The sequence below is a fragment of the Pseudomonas sp. IT-P2 genome, from assembly GCF_949767575.1.
GTDB lineage: Bacteria > Pseudomonadota > Gammaproteobacteria > Pseudomonadales > Pseudomonadaceae > Aquipseudomonas > Aquipseudomonas pharyngis.
Genome location: NZ_CATKQA010000045.1, coordinates 54347 through 70428, shown reverse-complemented (window position 1 = coordinate 70428; position 16082 = coordinate 54347). Strand labels below are relative to the sequence as shown.

Genomic DNA, 16082 nt, shown 5'->3' with positions numbered 1-16082 from the left:
GGTCGTTTGCGGTCTTTCTCGTGGTGCTGCGGTTGCCCGCCGCGTCGCGATTCCAGAGGTGTTTATGTCTGAATTCCAGCTCGTCACCCGATTCGACCCTGCCGGCGATCAGCCTGAAGCCATTCGCCTGATGGTCGAAGGCATCGAAGCCGGTTTGTCGCACCAGACGCTGCTCGGGGTGACCGGGTCGGGCAAGACCTTCAGCATCGCCAATGTGATCGCCCAGGTGCAGCGCCCGACCCTGGTGCTGGCGCCGAACAAGACCCTGGCCGCGCAGTTGTACGGCGAGTTCAAGTCGTTCTTTCCGAACAACGCCGTCGAGTACTTCGTTTCCTACTACGACTACTACCAGCCCGAAGCCTACGTGCCATCGTCCGACACCTTTATCGAGAAGGATGCGTCGATCAACGACCACATCGAGCAGATGCGCCTGTCAGCGACCAAGGCGTTGCTGGAGCGCAAGGATGCGATCATCGTCACCACGGTGTCGTGCATCTACGGTCTGGGCAGCCCGGAAACCTATTTGAAAATGGTCTTGCACGTCGATCGCGGCGACAAGCTCGACCAGCGTGCGCTGGTGCGGCGCCTGGCCGACCTGCAATACACCCGCAACGACATGGATTTCGCCCGAGCGACCTTCCGGGTGCGCGGCGATGTGATCGACATCTACCCGGCGGAATCCGACCTCGAAGCGATCCGCATCGAGTTGTTCGATGACGAAGTGGAGAGCATTTCCGCGTTCGACCCGCTGACCGGCGAGGTCATCCGCAAGCTGCCGCGCTTCACCTTCTATCCGAAAAGCCACTACGTGACGCCCCGGGAAACCTTGCTCGACGCCATCGAGGGGATCAAGGTCGAGTTGCAGGAGCGCCTGGAGTATCTGCGCAACAACAACAAACTGGTGGAAGCCCAGCGCCTGGAGCAGCGCACCCGATTCGACCTGGAGATGATCCTCGAACTCGGTTATTGCAACGGCATCGAAAACTACTCGCGCTACCTGTCCGGGCGTCCGGCCGGGGCACCGCCGCCGACGCTTTACGATTACCTGCCGGCCGACGCCTTGCTGGTGATCGACGAATCCCACGTCAGCGTGCCGCAGGTCGGCGCGATGTATAAGGGCGACCGCTCGCGTAAAGAGACCCTGGTGGAATACGGCTTCCGCCTGCCATCGGCGCTGGACAACCGGCCGATGCGCTTCGACGAGTGGGAAGGGGTCAGCCCGCAGACGATTTTCGTCTCGGCCACGCCCGGCAACTACGAAGCCGAACACGCCGGCCGGGTGATCGAACAGGTTGTGCGCCCGACCGGTCTGGTCGACCCGCAGGTTGAAGTGCGTCCGGCGCTGACCCAGGTCGACGATCTGCTCTCGGAAATCACCAAGCGCGTGGCCGTGGAGGAGCGGGTATTGGTCACCACGCTGACCAAGCGCATGGCCGAAGATCTGACCGATTACCTGGCCGATCACGGCGTGCGCGTGCGTTATCTGCACTCGGACATCGACACCGTCGAGCGGGTCGAAATCATCCGCGACCTGCGCCTCGGCACCTTTGATGTGCTGGTGGGGATCAACCTGCTGCGTGAAGGCCTGGACATGCCGGAAGTGTCGCTGGTGGCGATTCTCGACGCGGACAAGGAAGGTTTTCTGCGCTCCGAGCGCTCGCTGATTCAGACCATCGGCCGGGCGGCGCGTAACCTCAATGGCCGGGCGATTCTCTACGCCGATCGCATCACCGGTTCGATGGAGCGGGCGATTGGCGAAACCGAGCGCCGTCGCGACAAGCAGATCGCCTTCAACCTGGCCAACGGTATCACGCCGAAGGGCGTGTTCAAGGACGTCGCCGACATCATGGAAGGCGCCACCGTGCCCGGTTCGCGCAGCAAGAAGCGCAAGGGCATGGCCAAGGCCGCCGAGGAAAACGCCAAGTACGAAGCCGAATTGCGCTCGCCGAGCGAGATCACCAAGCGCATCCGCCAACTGGAAGAGAAGATGTACCAGCTGGCCCGCGACCTGGAATTCGAAGCGGCAGCGCAGATGCGCGACGAAATCGCCAAGCTGCGTGAGCGGCTGTTGGCCGTTTAACGGAGCATTCCCACGCTCCGCGTGGGAATGCAGCCCTGGACGCTCTGCGTCCGCTCAAGGTTAATGTGCCTCGCCGGCCTTCAGTCCGGCGGGCAATTTCTTGGTCAGCAAAATCGCCAACATGCTGATCCCCAGCGCAATCCCGACAAAATGAAACGCATCGTTGTAGGCCATGATCAGCGCCTGCTGATGCACGATCTCGCTCAACTTGCCCAGCGCCGCCGTGTCACTGCCGAACCGATCAGTCATCGACGCCAGGCGTTCGGCCACCTGCGGATTGGTCGGCACCACCGCTTCACGCAGATAATCGAAGTAGGTCTTGGTGCGCGCGTCCAGCAGCGTTGCGAGCAGGGCGATGCCGATGGCGCCGCCGAGGTTGCGCAAAATGTTGAACAGGCTCGACGCCGAGCCCGCGTCCTGCGGCAGGATGTACGCCGTGGCGATCAGTGAAATAGTCACCATGATCAGCGGCTGGCCCAAGGCGCGGATAATCTGGATCTGGTTGAACTGCGGCCCGGCGAAATCCGGGTTGAGCACGCCGGAGGAAAAACTCGCCAGCCCGAACAGGCCGAAACCGATCGTGCACAGCCATTTCGGCGAGACGAATTTCATCAGTTTCGGCACCAGCGGAATCAGAAACAGCTGCGGCACGCCCATCCACATGATCACTTCGCCGATCTGCAAGGCGTTGTAGTTCTGGATCTGCGCCAGATACAGCGGCAGCAGATAGATCGAACCGTACAGCCCGACGCCCATGCCGAGGCTGGAAATGCTCGACAGGCCGAAATTGCGGTTGCGCAGGATCCCGAGGTTGATCAGCGGATTGGGCTTGGAAATCTGCACGATCACAAAGGTGATCAAACTCAGCAGGGCGATGCTGCCCAGCGTCACGATCAGGCTCGATTCCAGCCAGTCCTTGCGATGGCCTTCCTCGAGAAAAACCTGCAAGCAACCGAGGCCGACGCCCAGCGTGAGAATGCCGGTGTAATCGGTGCTTTTCAGCAGCTCCCAATGCGCTTCTTTCTTCTCCAGCCCGTACATCAGCCCGGCGATCATGATCAGCCCCGGCGGGATGTTGATATAGAAGATGTACTCCCAGCCCCAGTTTTCCGTGAGCCAGCCGCCGAGGGTCGGGCCGATGGACGGGGCGAAGGTGGCGGTCATGGCAAACATCGCCATGCCTTTGGCGCGGTGGTGTTCGGGGAGTTTGATCAGGGTCAGGGTGAACGCCAGCGGGATCAGCGCGCCGCCGGTGAAACCCTGCATGGCGCGAAACACGATCATGCTCTCCAGGCTCCAGGCCATTGAGCACAGCAGCGACGAAATCAGAAACCCCAGCGACACCCACACTGCCAGCCGCCGTGCCGACAGCAACTGCACCAGCCAGGCGGTCAGCGGGATCATGATGATTTCCGCCACCAGATAAGACGTCGAAATCCACGAGCCTTCTTCAAGCGTCGCCGACAGGGCGCCCTGAATATCCTTGAGCGAGGAGTTGGTGATCTGGATGTCGAGCACCGCCATGAAGGCGCCGAGCATCACGCTCATCACCGCAATCCAGTCCCGCCGGGTCGGTTCGCCGACCGGGCGGATCAGTGAATCACCGGCCATTGTCAGGGGCGTCTTTGATGTTCACGGTGGCGGTGACGGACATGCCCGGACGGATCTTGCCGTGCAGCGGGTTATCGGCCTTGAAGGTCAGCTTGACCGGAATCCGCTGCACGACCTTGGTAAAGTTGCCGGTGGCGTTGTCCGGCGGCAACAGGCTGAACTGCGCGCCGGAGGCGGCGAACAGGCTGTCGACCCGGGCCTCGATCGGCGTATCGCCGTAGGCATCGAAAAGCAGCTCGGCTTTCTGGCCCGGCTGCATGTGACCGATTTGGGTTTCCTTGAAATTGGCCTGCACCCAAATGTCTTCGTCCGGAACGATTGAAAGCAGATAGGCGCCGGCCTGCACCACCTGACCATTGCGCGCCGCGCGCTGGCCGATCAGGCCGCTGATCGGTGCGTGGATTTCACTGCGCGTCAGGTTCAGTTCGGCCTGGGCGAGGTCGGCGCGGGCGTTGGCGATCTGCGCGTCGAGGCGTTTGATTTCGGCCGTAAGTGCATTGACTTGCTGGCGCTGGCTCTGGGCATCGGCCTGGGCCTTGGCCACTTGAGAGCGAGCGATGTGGGCGTCGGCGGAAAGGGTGGTGACCCGCTCCTCGGAGACGTAGCCGGGTTTACGCAGGGTTTCTGCCCGCGACAAATCCATCTGCGAGCGCCCGAGGGTGGCTTGCGTGGTTGCCACTTGCGCATCGCTGGCGGCGATCAGGCTCGATTGCTGAGTCAATTTGCTCTGGGCCTGCAGGCGTTCGGCTTCGCGGGTGGCGAGGGCGGCATTGGCGCGATCGACAGCGAGGCGGAAATCATTTGGTTCGAGACGGATCAGCAACTGGCCTTTTTCCACATGCTGGTTGTCCTGCACCAGCACTTCCTCGATGCGTGCGCTCAACTGGCTCGATACCCGGGTGATTTCACCCTGGACATAGGCGTTGTCGGTGCTTTCATAAAAGCGTCCCTTGAAAAACCAATGGGCGAAAAAGCCCCCGGCAATCAGCAGGACCAGCAACAGGAAAATGAACAGGCGACGCTTGAGTTGGGCAGGCATGGGCAAACTGTAGTCGAGGAATTGTAAGGAAAGTTATCAGCAGGCGAATCTGGCACACAGCCGATGAGCGGTAAATGCCGTCTGTTGATATTCGGCCATTCACCACGGCCAACGGGCGTTCCAGACGCAACCTTGGCTTAAATGCCCTGCCCGCTGGAGCGGGGCGGGTGTCGCCTGTTACCATTCGCCGCTTGATCGTTCTTTGCTTTTCATTCTTTTCGAGACATGCCATGACCACCGTCCGCACTCGCATCGCGCCATCGCCTACCGGGGATCCCCACGTAGGTACCGCTTACATCGCACTGTTCAACTACTGCTTTGCCAAGCAGCACGGCGGTGAGTTCATCCTGCGGATCGAAGACACCGATCAGTTGCGTTCGACCCGCGAGTCCGAACAGCAGATCTTCGACGCCCTGCGCTGGCTGGGTATCGATTGGAGCGAAGGCCCGGACGTCGGCGGCCCGCACGGTCCTTACCGTCAGAGCGAGCGCGGCGACATCTACCAGAAGTACTGCCAGCAACTGGTCGACATGGGCCACGCCTTCCCGTGCTTCTGCACCGCCGAAGAGCTGGACCAGATGCGCGCCGAGCAAATGGCTCGCGGCGAAACCCCGCGTTACGACGGCCGCGCGCTGCTGCTGTCCAAGGAAGAAGTCGCCCGTCGCCTGGCTGCCGGCGAGCCGCACGTGATCCGCATGAAGGTGCCGAGCGAAGGCGTCTGCGTGGTCCCGGACATGCTGCGTGGCGATGTCGAGATCCCGTGGGATCGCATGGACATGCAAGTGCTGATGAAGACCGACGGCCTGCCGACATATTTCCTGGCCAACGTAGTCGACGATCACCTGATGGGCATCACCCACGTGCTGCGTGGCGAAGAATGGCTGCCGTCGGCGCCGAAACTGATCCTGCTCTACGAGTACTTCGGCTGGGAACAACCGGAGCTGTGCTATATGCCGCTGCTGCGTAACCCGGACAAGAGCAAGCTGTCCAAGCGCAAGAACCCGACTTCGGTGACGTTCTACGAGCGCATGGGCTTCATGCCTGAGGCGATGCTCAACTACCTGGGCCGCATGGGCTGGTCGATGCCGGACGAGCGCGAGAAGTTCTCGCTGCAGGAAATGGTCGACAACTTCGATCTCAAGCGTGTGTCGCTGGGCGGGCCGATTTTCGATATCGAGAAGCTGTCGTGGCTCAACGGCCAGTGGTTGCGTGATCTGCCGGTGGAAGAGTTCGCCGCTCGCGTACAGAAGTGGGCGTTCAATTCCGAATACATGATGAAAATCGCGCCGCACGTTCAGGGCCGCGTCGAAACCTTCAGCCAGGTTGCACCCCTGGCCGGATTCTTCTTCGCCGGTGGCGTGAACCCGGATGCCAAGCTGTTCGAATCGAAAAAGCTCTCGGGCGATCAGGTTCGTCAGTTGATGCAATTGATCCTGTGGAAGCTGGAAAGCCTGCGTCAGTGGGAGAAGGACAGCATCACCGCAACGATTCAGGCGGTGGTTGAATCCCTTGAGCTGAAGCTGCGTGACGCGATGCCGCTGATGTTTGCCGCGATTACCGGGCAGGCGAGTTCGGTGTCGGTGCTCGATGCAATGGAAATCCTCGGGCCTGACCTGACCCGTTTCCGTCTGCGCCAGGCGATTGACCTGCTGGGCGGTGTGTCGAAGAAAGAAAACAAAGAGTGGGAAAAGCTGTTGGGCGCCATCGCCTGATTGCGTTTGACTCTGCAGGACGCGCCGAAGGTCAGGATCTTTTGATCCTGTCCTTCGGTGTTTTCCCCCGAATTTACGGGGGGAGGGCGGTAAGTGATTGTAATGCCGACAAAAAATTTTGAAATTTTTCAAAAATAAGTTTGACAGCCTTTCGATACGCCCTTAAGATTCGCCCCGTCCTCAGCGATGACATCAACGATGAGGGGCTATAGCTCAGCTGGGAGAGCGCTTGCATGGCATGCAAGAGGTCGACGGTTCGATCCCGTCTAGCTCCACCAATTTACACTTCGGAGCCTGGCCACACCGGCTTCGAAGCGATCAACACTCAGCGTTGGTCAGTTGTATAGAAGGGTTTGCGTCCCCTTCGTCTAGTGGCCTAGGACACCGCCCTTTCACGGCGGTAACAGGGGTTCGAGTCCCCTAGGGGACGCCAGTTTTGCAGAAGCGATGTTGCAAGATGTCGCTCCGCCGAGAGGCGAAAAATCCGGGGCTATAGCTCAGCTGGGAGAGCGCCTGCATGGCATGCAGGAGGTCAGCGGTTCGATCCCGCTTAGCTCCACCAATTTACAGTTCAAGGTCTGGCCACACCGGCCTTGAATCGATCGGTACTCAGCGCTGATCAGTTGTATAGAAGGTTTGTGTCCCCTTCGTCTAGTGGCCTAGGACACCGCCCTTTCACGGCGGTAACAGGGGTTCGAGTCCCCTAGGGGACGCCACGATTACCCGCTTTGCGGGATTTTATAAGGGTCATTCAATTATTGAATGGCCCTTTTGTTTGTCTGGCGTTTGGCCAAATCCTCTTTTTCCTTAACACTGTGCTTCAGACCAGCGGTCACGCGTGTGACTTGCGGAATATTATTATGAGAATAATATTGCTATCGTAATATTCGGAGGCGACGATGAACGACAAGAAAGCTCAAACCCGCGAACGCATTCTCAAGGCCGCCAGTGCTGCACTGATCCAGCGCGGTCCGGCTGAACCGAGCGTGGGCGAAGTGATGGGTGCGGCCGGCCTGACCGTCGGCGGCTTCTATGCCCACTTCGAAAGCAAGGACGCCATGATGCTTGAGGCGTTCAAGCAATTGCTCGGTCGCCGTCGCGACCTGATTGCCGACATGGACAGCGAGCTGACCGGTGAAGAGCGCCGCGCCCTGGTGGCTGCGTTTTACCTGTCGCGCAAGCACCGCGATTCCAGCGATTCGGCCTGCCCGATTCCGGCCTCTATTGGCGAGTTGGGCCGTCTGCCGGAGGCCTTTCGGATTGCGTTGAACGAACACTTGGAATTGATGATTGCGCAGTTGGCCGCAGCGCCGGAAGACACCGACAAAGCGTTAGCCGACGTGGCCTTGATGGTGGGTGGCCTGGCGCTCGCGAGGGCGTTGGGTCCTGGGGATTTATCCGATCGATTGCTGCGCGCCGCCAAGTCGGCGGTGCGTTGACCTGAAGGCTGCAAGCCCGAGGAGAGAGCGATGAGCACGTTGAAGTGGGTTCGCGGCGTTAATGGCACCTTGGGCTGGTTCGCACCGAAACTGGTGGCGAGCAAAATGCGGTTGGCGTTCATGACGCCGCGCGTGAATAAACCGAGGGACTGGGAATTGCCGCTGCTGGCGAAATCCGAGCGCATTACCTTGCGTTTCGGTCTTTCGGCCCTGCGCTGGGGGCAAGGCCCGACTGTTTTGCTGATGCACGGCTGGGAAGGGCGGCCCACCCAGTTTGCCGCGTTGATCACCGCGCTGGTTGAAGCGGGTTACACCGTTGTCGCGCTTGATGGCCCGGCCCACGGTCGCTCGCCGGGGCGTGAAGCCAACGTGGTCCTGTTCGCTCGAGCGATGCTTGAAGCCGCTGCCGAATTGCCTCCGTTGCAGGCTGTCATCGGTCACTCCATGGGCGGCGCCAGCGCCATGCTGGCGGTGCAATTAGGATTGCGCACCGAAACCCTCGTGAGCATTGCCGCTCCGGCGCGAATTCTTGGTGTTTTGCGCGGATTTGCCCGTTACGTCGGTATGCCGCCCAGAGCTCGTTCCGCGTTCATTCGCGAGGTTGAACAGGACGTCGGCATGCGCGCCGCCACCCTTGATGTCGCCCACTATCAACTGGATATGCCGGGCCTGATCGTGCATGCCGAGGACGACACCTTCGTCTCGGTCAAGGAATCCCAGCTGATCCACGAATCCTGGTTCGACAGTCGCTTGCTGCGCCTGGAAGCCGGCGGCCATCAACGCGTGCTGGCCGACCCTCGGGTGATTGATGGCGTGTTATCACTGCTGGCCGGGCGCAGCCTTCAGGCGCGGCAATCGGCGTAGTCATCCGTTACACTGCCCCGGTTGAATCATCTGACCGGGAGTAGGGCATGGGCTGGGATCGGGCAACGCCGTTTACCATTGATCTGCAAGTGGGCGCCGAGGACATCGACGGGTTGGGCCACGCCAACAACGCGGTCTATGTGACCTGGCTCGAGCGCTGCGCCTGGCGCCACTCACAGCGTCTGGGTCTGGATCTGGTCGAGTACCGGCGGCTGGATCGGGCGATGGCCGTGGTGCGACACGAAATCGATTACCTGGCCGCTGCCTACGAAGGCGATGAACTGCAACTGGCGACCTGGATCGTCGATTGGGATCAGCGCCTGAAAATGACCCGTCACTTCCAGCTGATCCGCCCCAGCGACAACGCCACGCTGCTGCGCGCCCAGACCACCTTCGTCTGCATCGAGCTGTCCACCGGCAGGCCCAAGCGCATGCCTGCCGAGTTCATCGAGGGCTACGGCCCGGTCATACAGACGGCGGACATGGGTTTAGCTCGCGAAACCCAGTAAACTGCCGCACGTTTTTCCTTGAGTGTGTGTTCCCCATGCAAATTGCTCTGGCGCCGATGGAAGGGTTGGTCGACGACATTCTGCGCGATGTCCTGACCCGTGTCGGCGGTATTGACTGGTGCGTGACCGAGTTCATTCGGGTCAACGACCAGTTGCTGACCCCGGCCTATTTCCACAAATTCGGCCCTGAACTGCTCAACGGTGCGCGCACCGCTTCCGGCGTGCCACTGCGCGTGCAGTTACTGGGTTCCGATCCGGTGTGCCTGGCGGAAAACGCGGCGCTGGCCTGCGAGCTGGGCTCTGAAGTGATCGACCTGAACTTCGGCTGCCCGGCCAAGACCGTCAACAAGTCCCGTGGCGGTGCGGTACTGCTCAAGGAGCCGGAGCTGCTCAATCAGATCGTCGAACACGTGCGTCGCGCCGTGCCCGCACACATTCCCGTTACCGCCAAGATGCGCCTGGGTTTTGACAGCCCGGACGGTTCGCTGGTGTGCGCCACGGCGCTGGCCGAGGGCGGCGCGGAGCACATCGTGGTTCACGCCCGGACCAAGGTCGACGGCTACAAGCCGCCGGCGCATTGGGAGTGGATTCCGCGCGTGCAGGACGTGGTCAAGGTGCCGGTGTTCGCCAACGGCGATATCTGGAGCGTCGAAGACTGGCGCCGCTGCCGGGAAATCAGCGGCGTCGAAGACATCATGCTCGGTCGCGGCCTGGTGTCGCGTCCGGATCTGGCCCGTCAGATCGCCGCCGCCCGTGCCGGCGTGGAAGTCGTCGAAATGACCTGGGCCGAACTGATGCCACTGATCCAGGACTTCTGGCTGCAAGCCAAAGCGCAAATGACCGCTCGTCAATCACCGGGCCGTTTGAAACAGTGGCTGGCCATGCTGACCCGCAATTACCCCGAGGCCGTCGAGCTGTTTACCGTGCTGCGCCGGGAGACCGAGCCGGATCAGGTCTCGCGTTTACTGGGTTTGCCGGTCGCCGAAGCCGCCTGAAAAAAATCTTCAAACGATCTCTTGAAAACAAAACGCAGGTCCCTATCTAAGGGTTACGCGATGCCGAATTCGGGTCGCGGAGACAAAAAAACTTGCTGATTGTTTTCAGGAGATTTGAATCATGAGTACTGCATTTTCCCTCGCTCCACTGTTCCGTTCCTCGGTGGGTTTCGACCGTTTCAACGACCTGTTCGAAACTGCCCTGCGCAACGAGCCAGGCAGCACCTATCCGCCTTACAACGTGGAAAAACACGGTGACGATCAATACCGCATCGTCGTGGCGGCGGCCGGTTTCCAGGAAGAAGACCTGGAACTGCAAGTCGAAAAAGGCGTGCTGACCATCAGTGGCGGCAAGCGCGATGCCAACGAAGGCGTCACGTTCCTGCACCAGGGCATTGCCCAGCGTGCATTCAAGCTGTCCTTCCGTCTGGCCGATCACATCGAGATCAAGGCCGCCGGCCTGAGCAACGGTCTGTTGAGCATCGACCTGTTGCGCGTGATTCCGGAAGAGGCGAAAGCCAAGCGCATCCCGATCAACGGAGCGCAGCCGGCACTGCAGCACTGAGTCACTTGCAGAAACAAATCGTCTGAACGGGCGATAAGCCGCTGAATGAAGGCCCCGATACGTCGGGGCCTTTTTTGTGGGCGCAAGAAAATGGCTGTTCGACTTTGCCGCCAGCGGCGGTTTCTCTACAATCCGCCGCAGTTTTGCCGACCCCCATCCTTATCGGTCGGCCTGGAGCCTTTTTTCATGGACGATATTCAACAGCGCTGGCTGTGCGCCCTTTCTGCGCCAATGGCAGCGCTCAACACCGGCGCCGGGTATGACGACCCTGCCTTCTGCGACGACCGCTACATCGATCTGAAAGGCAGCTGGGGAATCGATGACCGGCGGCAATTGTTCGACATGCTCCAGTGGATGACGGACGACGGACATGCAAAGCACCTGAGTGGTGCCTATTTGGCATGGCAACGTTGTCTGCCGAGTGAATGGCAGCGCCTGCTCGAAGAGCTGAGCCCTCGCGAGCGGGTTCTGCATGAGTTTGCCAGTCGCACTTTCGGCGGTTGCGGTCCAGGAGGGATCTTGTCCTGGGATTACGGGCGAATGGGGTTTCTCTTGCGTTGCGCAGTGCGCAATCAGTGGATTGATCTGGCCGAAAGCAACTGGCTGCACAGCCGTTTAGCCGTCAGGGCGCAATTTCACTACGGTAGCTGGATGTCCTACTTCAATGGCTTTGTTGTGGGGCGTACGTTTTGGTGTTGCCTGGACACAAGCGACGACGAGCTGGCTTGCGAGCTGGAGCGGCAAGGGGACAGTGCTCATAACCTGCGGATCACCCGCGGCCTCGCCCAGAACATCCCGCACTTTCTGGCCGACCTGCCCTGGCACATGGAGATTGATCTGCTGCCCCGCCCTGCATCGCTCAAGGAGTTCGACTGGTCATGAGTTGCTGGATTCGACTGGGCATCGAGCCCACCTCCGACGAAACCCGGATTCGTGATGCCTACCGCGCATGTTTGCCGTCGCATCATCCGGAAACCGATCCTGAAGGATTTCAGGCGCTGCGCATGGCCTACGAAAACGCGTTGCGTCTGGCGCGTGAAGACGAGGAAGAAGCGCCCGAGGAAAAAACTGAAGAGTCAGGGCAGGAGGTTGTCGAGATCCCGCAGGCGTTCGCGGATTTCTGTGAGTTGCTTGACGATCCCGCGCGGCGTTTCAACTTCGAGGCGTGGCAGGCATTTGTCCGGGCGCTGGATGAGCTGTCGCTGGAACAGCTCGATGAACTCAGTTGGGGGCTCTACCACCGGATGGCCGATGCCGGCCCGCTGTCTTACCGCTGCGCGAATCTGTTGGCCAAGCGTATGGCGTGGCATCAGCAGTTACTGGATCTGGAGTTCAACGACGCGCATCGGGTGGAAGCCTTTTTGCAGCGAATCGAAACGCCTGACCCGTTCGATACCGATCTGATGAGCGCTTGGTCAGAGGCTGCGCAGACCGAAACACTCTGGTACGCACGCAGCCTCGACTTCATTTTCGCCAAGCGTCCACTCCATGAGTTTGCCGACTTCGCCGGTCAGCACACCTGTCTGCCGTTGCCGGATGATGCTGCGTTCATCAAGCGTTTGCTGGTGCAGTTCACTCAGGCGGGCATCGGTGCATCGACATTTTTGCAGTGCTGCGTCGAAAAGCAGCTGGAAGCACCTGATGACGTGGACTGGCTTTACCTGTTGGCGTGTCAGAGCAGTCTGCTGGGGCGGGACGATCAGGCATTGCCTTGCTGGATCCGACTGTGGAACGAGTTCCGCCATCCGATGGCCGAAAGTCGTCTGCTGGAGTTGTGCGCCAAGCGGCAACCGACTTTTCTGCCTCTGCTGATTCAGGCGTTCGATTGTCTGGGCGATTTCTCTGAGTGGCCTGCGAATCTTGGGGATGACGCCCAGGTATACGGCAGTCCGTCACAACGTCCCGAGACGCTGAACCGTTGGTTGGGTGTCGGGCGGTTGAAGCTCGATAGCCTGGCGCAAAGTTTTGTCGATTGGCGCATGACAGGCGATGAGCTCCCGTTGCTTGCCCAACTGCTGGGTGAGAATGCCGACAGCCGGCTGCTGCAACTGTACCGGCATGCCTGGGCGCTGCATCGCGGTGATGCGGTCTTGCTGCAGCGGATTCTGGATCAGCCGCTCCCGGTCGATGCGCTTGAGTGCCTGGTATTGAGCGGACTCAAAGTTCAGGCCGGACAACATCTGCGCTGGTTGGCGAATGCGCCGATTGCGCAGGTGATGAGCGCCTTCAGCGAAGCGGATTCAACATCGGAGCAATTGCCGCAGGAACTGACAACAGGCGAGCTGCACAAGGTCTGTCGCCTGTGGCTGCGTCGCTTGCGGCCCTACAGTGACACCGCCCTGGAGCGCATCGCTGAAGCGTTCAAATTGGGTGCCGTCAAAGACGACTGTGACCTGTCCGAACTCGATCTGCTTTTTCAGTTGAGCCGTCGCGGGATCGGGTTGCCGTCGGTCGGGCTGGGGGAGGCAGTGTGGGAGTGGCACGCTCAAACCATGTTTTTGCTGGCGTTGCTGGATCAGCCGGAACGTTGTCTGCAATTGATCGATGGGCAGTGCCTGGAGCGTCTGCCGTTCAGTCCGGCTCATCCCTTGAGCCGATTGCAGCCACTGTTGCGCCGTTTGCAACGCGAGCAAGGCAATTGCGACGGTTTACTGGGCTGGCTGCAAGGCAATGATCCGGTGCACGGCTTGTTGGTGCAGCAATTGTTCAGCGTTCAGCAGGCACTCGACAGCGCCCGATTGCCTGCCAACACCCTGCTTTACACCTGCATCGAAAGCGATCGCGCTGCATGTGGCGACGATCTGTTGGGGCTGTTGATGTTCTGGGGCGTGCTCTATCACGACCCGAGCCTGAGCGCCGAGCAGCATCGTGCCTTGCTGCAATCCATCGCGGCGGTCAGTTGCGAAGACGACTGGTTCGAAGGGTTTCGTGACGGCTTGATCAAAGGCGAGCCAGTGTGGCCGCCGCGCAAGGTGTTGACGGATTTCGGGGTCGACAAATTGTTGGCGTACGAGTCTCTCGATGCGCTCAAGGCCATGGTTCGCTATGGCGCTGCCGGAGTGCCGAAAACGCGAGTGCTGCGCCAATTGCAGCAGGGCAAGGATGACGTGAAGAACAGTATCGGCTTGCGCCTGGCGCTGTGTGCCTTGCTGTCCTGGTCGGAGCGTTTGATGCTGGCCAAAAGTGATATTCAGCCGGTGCCTGCTGGGGCGATCTGGCGCCTGGGGTCGCGGCTGGGGCGCAAGGCTTTTATCGCTCAGGTTCTGGGGTGTGTAGTGATTGCGCCGGTGGCAGCTCTGATCAGCGGTGCCACGTTCTTTGGCATTCCGATTCTGTTACTCAGTGTTCTGTTGTTATTCGGCGCCACTCTGCGTCGTTTGCACGACATGGGTCGAGGTTTGCCCACGTTGCTGATATTCATGGCCTTGTCGCCGATCTTGCCGTTCCTGCCGCTGCTGCTGTTCGGCTTTCCCGGTGACAAGTTGCCCAACCGATATGGCGTGCCACCGGACAGCGGCGCTGGCGAGATGCTGTCCGGTGGTCTGCAGGCTGCTCTGCGGCGACTCAACGGCTAGAGGCGCAGCTGGTCCAGAGCCTTGTTGAGCTCTGAGCGGTGGCTGGCGATCTCTGCCGGCTGCTGTCCGGCGAGTACCGTGGTGAAGTTGTGCAGCCACTCGGCAATGTGTTCGCGCTGCGTGCCCAGACTTTGCATCCATGCCCGCTCCAGACGGGCCAGCAGTGTGCGGTTGGGTAATGCATCGCGTGGATGGACCTTCAGCGTCGACAGTCGGTTATGGCTGTCTCTGCGCGCTTGTTCATCCAGCCCGGTGGGACTGCGATCGATGCTGTGGCTGTGGCGTTCGCCGGTCTCGAGCATCGTGACATCGACTTCGAGCAAGCCGTTGATGTCGTAACTGAAGCGTACGTCCAGCTCCTGAATGTTATCGGTGGGCGTCAAGGTGACATCGAAAGCGTCAATGAGGATGTTGTCACGTACCCACGGCCGCTCACCCTGATAAACGGCAATGCGCAGCAGCTCCTGTCGGGGGTGGGTTGTGTGGTAGCGCTCTACCCGTGACGTCGGGATGATGGTGTTGCGTTCGATGATCGGCGAAAAGGCGCCGTCGATGCCTTTGCCACGCATGGTTGCGATGCCCAGCGTGTAAGGGCAGACATCGGTCAGGATCAGCTCTTCGATCGCGCCATCGCGCGCCTTGCAGGCCGCTTGCGTGGCCGCACCCAGTGCAACGAGGGTATCGGGATCAAGATGCCGGTAGGGCAGGCGTCCGAACAGGGTCGCGACCATCTGTTGTACCGCAGGCATCCGCGTTGCCCCACCCACCAGCACCAGACTGTCAAGATCCCGTGGTTTCAGGCGCGCATCGCGCAGGGCCTGTTCGATCGGCGCGCGCAGCCGCGCCAGCAATGGTTCCCAGATCTTCACGGCAGCGGGTTCGTCCAGCGACCACTCGTACAGTTTGTCGGCATGGCGCCAGTTCAACGATTGAGTGCCTTCGCCGAGTTTGCATTTGAGTTGTTCCAGGGCATCGCCCAGGCTGGCCATGCCTTGCGGATCTATCATCGACGGGGTCAATTGCCAGTTTTTCAGACAGGCATTCAATAGTGCATCGGTAAAGTCTTCGCCCCCCAAAAAGTTGTCACCGGTGGACGCATGCACTTCAATCAGCGGCAATGCATATTCCAGCACCGTGACATCGAACGTCCCGCCGCCCAGATCGAAGATCAGCGTGCGTTCGAATTTTTGTTCGTGCAGCCCATACGCCATCGCGGCGGCGGTCGGCTCGTTGATCAGTCGGGAGACCTTCAGGCCCGCCAGTTCGGCGGCGAACAGGGTGCGTTTGCGTTGTTCGTCACTGAAATACGCCGGCACGGAAATCACCGCTTCAGCCACCGGGTGGCCGAGAAAAGCCTCGGCGTCCTGCTTGAGTGAGCCAAGTACCAATGCCGATAACTCTTCCGGGCTGAAGGTTTGTGTGCCGAGGTCGATCTGCCTGTCGCTGCCCATGAAGCGCTTGAACGCGGCGGCTGTACGTTCCGGGTGGGTTGTCAGGCGTGCGCGTGCAGCCTTGCCGACCAGAATGGTCCCGTCTTCATCGAGGCTGACCACCGACGGGGTCAGCACCTCGCCGAGGGCGTTGGGGATCAATCGGGCCTGACCGTCCTGCCAGACGGCGATCAAACTGTTGGTGGTGCCAAGGTCAATGCCCAGCAGGGCCGGGCGGGGGAGGGATGCATCCTGCATGATCG

Annotated in this window: 12 protein-coding genes and 4 tRNA genes; 13 read left to right on the top strand and 3 right to left on the bottom strand. The window is 60.4% G+C overall.

Annotated features, from left to right (window positions below; translation table 11 throughout):
- Positions 1-64: 64 nt before the first annotated feature.
- A complete protein-coding gene (uvrB, locus tag ACM6JM_RS22140) occupies positions 65-2080 on the top strand; it encodes an excinuclease ABC subunit UvrB (RefSeq protein ID WP_039770141.1) in 2016 nt (671 codons plus the stop codon).
- 60 nt (positions 2081-2140) lie between these two features.
- On the opposite strand, the gene ACM6JM_RS22135 is transcribed toward uvrB, so the two are convergent.
- Entirely contained in the window at positions 2141-3631 is a 1491-nt protein-coding gene (locus ACM6JM_RS22135) for an MDR family MFS transporter (protein WP_178082624.1), read from the bottom strand.
- A gap of 49 nt (positions 3632-3680) precedes the next feature.
- Positions 3681-4730 (bottom strand): HlyD family secretion protein, encoded by a 1050-nt coding sequence (locus ACM6JM_RS22130; protein WP_064594815.1) that lies wholly within the window; start codon positions 4728-4730, stop codon positions 3681-3683.
- A 230-nt stretch (positions 4731-4960) separates the two neighbouring features.
- Between ACM6JM_RS22130 and gltX the strand changes: the two genes are divergently transcribed.
- The 12 genes from gltX (at position 4961) to ACM6JM_RS22070 (ending at position 14389) form a co-directional block, all read left to right on the top strand.
- On the top strand, positions 4961-6442 hold the full coding sequence (gene gltX / locus ACM6JM_RS22125; RefSeq protein WP_007956429.1) for a glutamate--tRNA ligase: 1482 nt from the start codon (positions 4961-4963) through the stop codon (positions 6440-6442).
- Positions 6443-6644: 202 nt separating this feature from the next.
- A tRNA-Ala gene (locus tag ACM6JM_RS22120) sits at positions 6645-6720 on the top strand.
- 79 nt (positions 6721-6799) lie between these two features.
- Positions 6800-6875: transfer RNA gene (locus ACM6JM_RS22115), tRNA-Glu, on the top strand.
- 53 nt (positions 6876-6928) lie between these two features.
- Positions 6929-7004, top strand: a tRNA-Ala gene (locus tag ACM6JM_RS22110).
- A 78-nt stretch (positions 7005-7082) separates the two neighbouring features.
- A tRNA-Glu gene (locus ACM6JM_RS22105) sits at positions 7083-7158 on the top strand.
- Positions 7159-7341: 183 nt separating this feature from the next.
- Positions 7342-7881 carry a TetR/AcrR family transcriptional regulator gene (locus tag ACM6JM_RS22100; protein WP_039770145.1) on the top strand — a complete coding sequence of 180 codons (540 nt, stop codon included), beginning with the start codon at positions 7342-7344 and terminating at the stop codon, positions 7879-7881.
- A 30-nt stretch (positions 7882-7911) separates the two neighbouring features.
- Positions 7912-8745: an alpha/beta fold hydrolase gene (locus ACM6JM_RS22095; RefSeq protein WP_039770146.1), complete on the top strand. Its 834-nt coding sequence runs from the start codon at positions 7912-7914 to the stop codon at positions 8743-8745.
- Between the two features lie 47 nt (positions 8746-8792).
- On the top strand, positions 8793-9254 hold the full coding sequence (locus tag ACM6JM_RS22090) for an acyl-CoA thioesterase (protein ID WP_103386614.1): 462 nt from the start codon (positions 8793-8795) through the stop codon (positions 9252-9254).
- A gap of 35 nt (positions 9255-9289) precedes the next feature.
- Entirely contained in the window at positions 9290-10249 is a 960-nt protein-coding gene (locus ACM6JM_RS22085) for a tRNA dihydrouridine synthase (protein ID WP_039770150.1), read from the top strand.
- 121 nt (positions 10250-10370) lie between these two features.
- On the top strand, positions 10371-10814 hold the full coding sequence (locus ACM6JM_RS22080) for an Hsp20 family protein (protein ID WP_011333344.1): 444 nt from the start codon (positions 10371-10373) through the stop codon (positions 10812-10814).
- A gap of 186 nt (positions 10815-11000) precedes the next feature.
- Positions 11001-11696 (top strand): DUF1266 domain-containing protein, encoded by a 696-nt coding sequence (locus ACM6JM_RS22075; RefSeq protein WP_039770152.1) that lies wholly within the window; start codon positions 11001-11003, stop codon positions 11694-11696.
- On the top strand, positions 11693-14389 hold the full coding sequence (locus ACM6JM_RS22070) for a J domain-containing protein (protein ID WP_414882486.1): 2697 nt from the start codon (positions 11693-11695) through the stop codon (positions 14387-14389). Before ACM6JM_RS22075 ends, ACM6JM_RS22070 begins: the two co-directional genes overlap by 4 nt.
- On the opposite strand, the gene ACM6JM_RS22065 is transcribed toward ACM6JM_RS22070, so the two are convergent.
- A complete protein-coding gene (locus tag ACM6JM_RS22065; protein WP_414882485.1) occupies positions 14386-16077 on the bottom strand; it encodes an Hsp70 family protein in 1692 nt (563 codons plus the stop codon). The genes ACM6JM_RS22070 and ACM6JM_RS22065 overlap by 4 nt on opposite strands.
- Between the last annotated feature and the right edge of the window lie 5 nt (positions 16078-16082).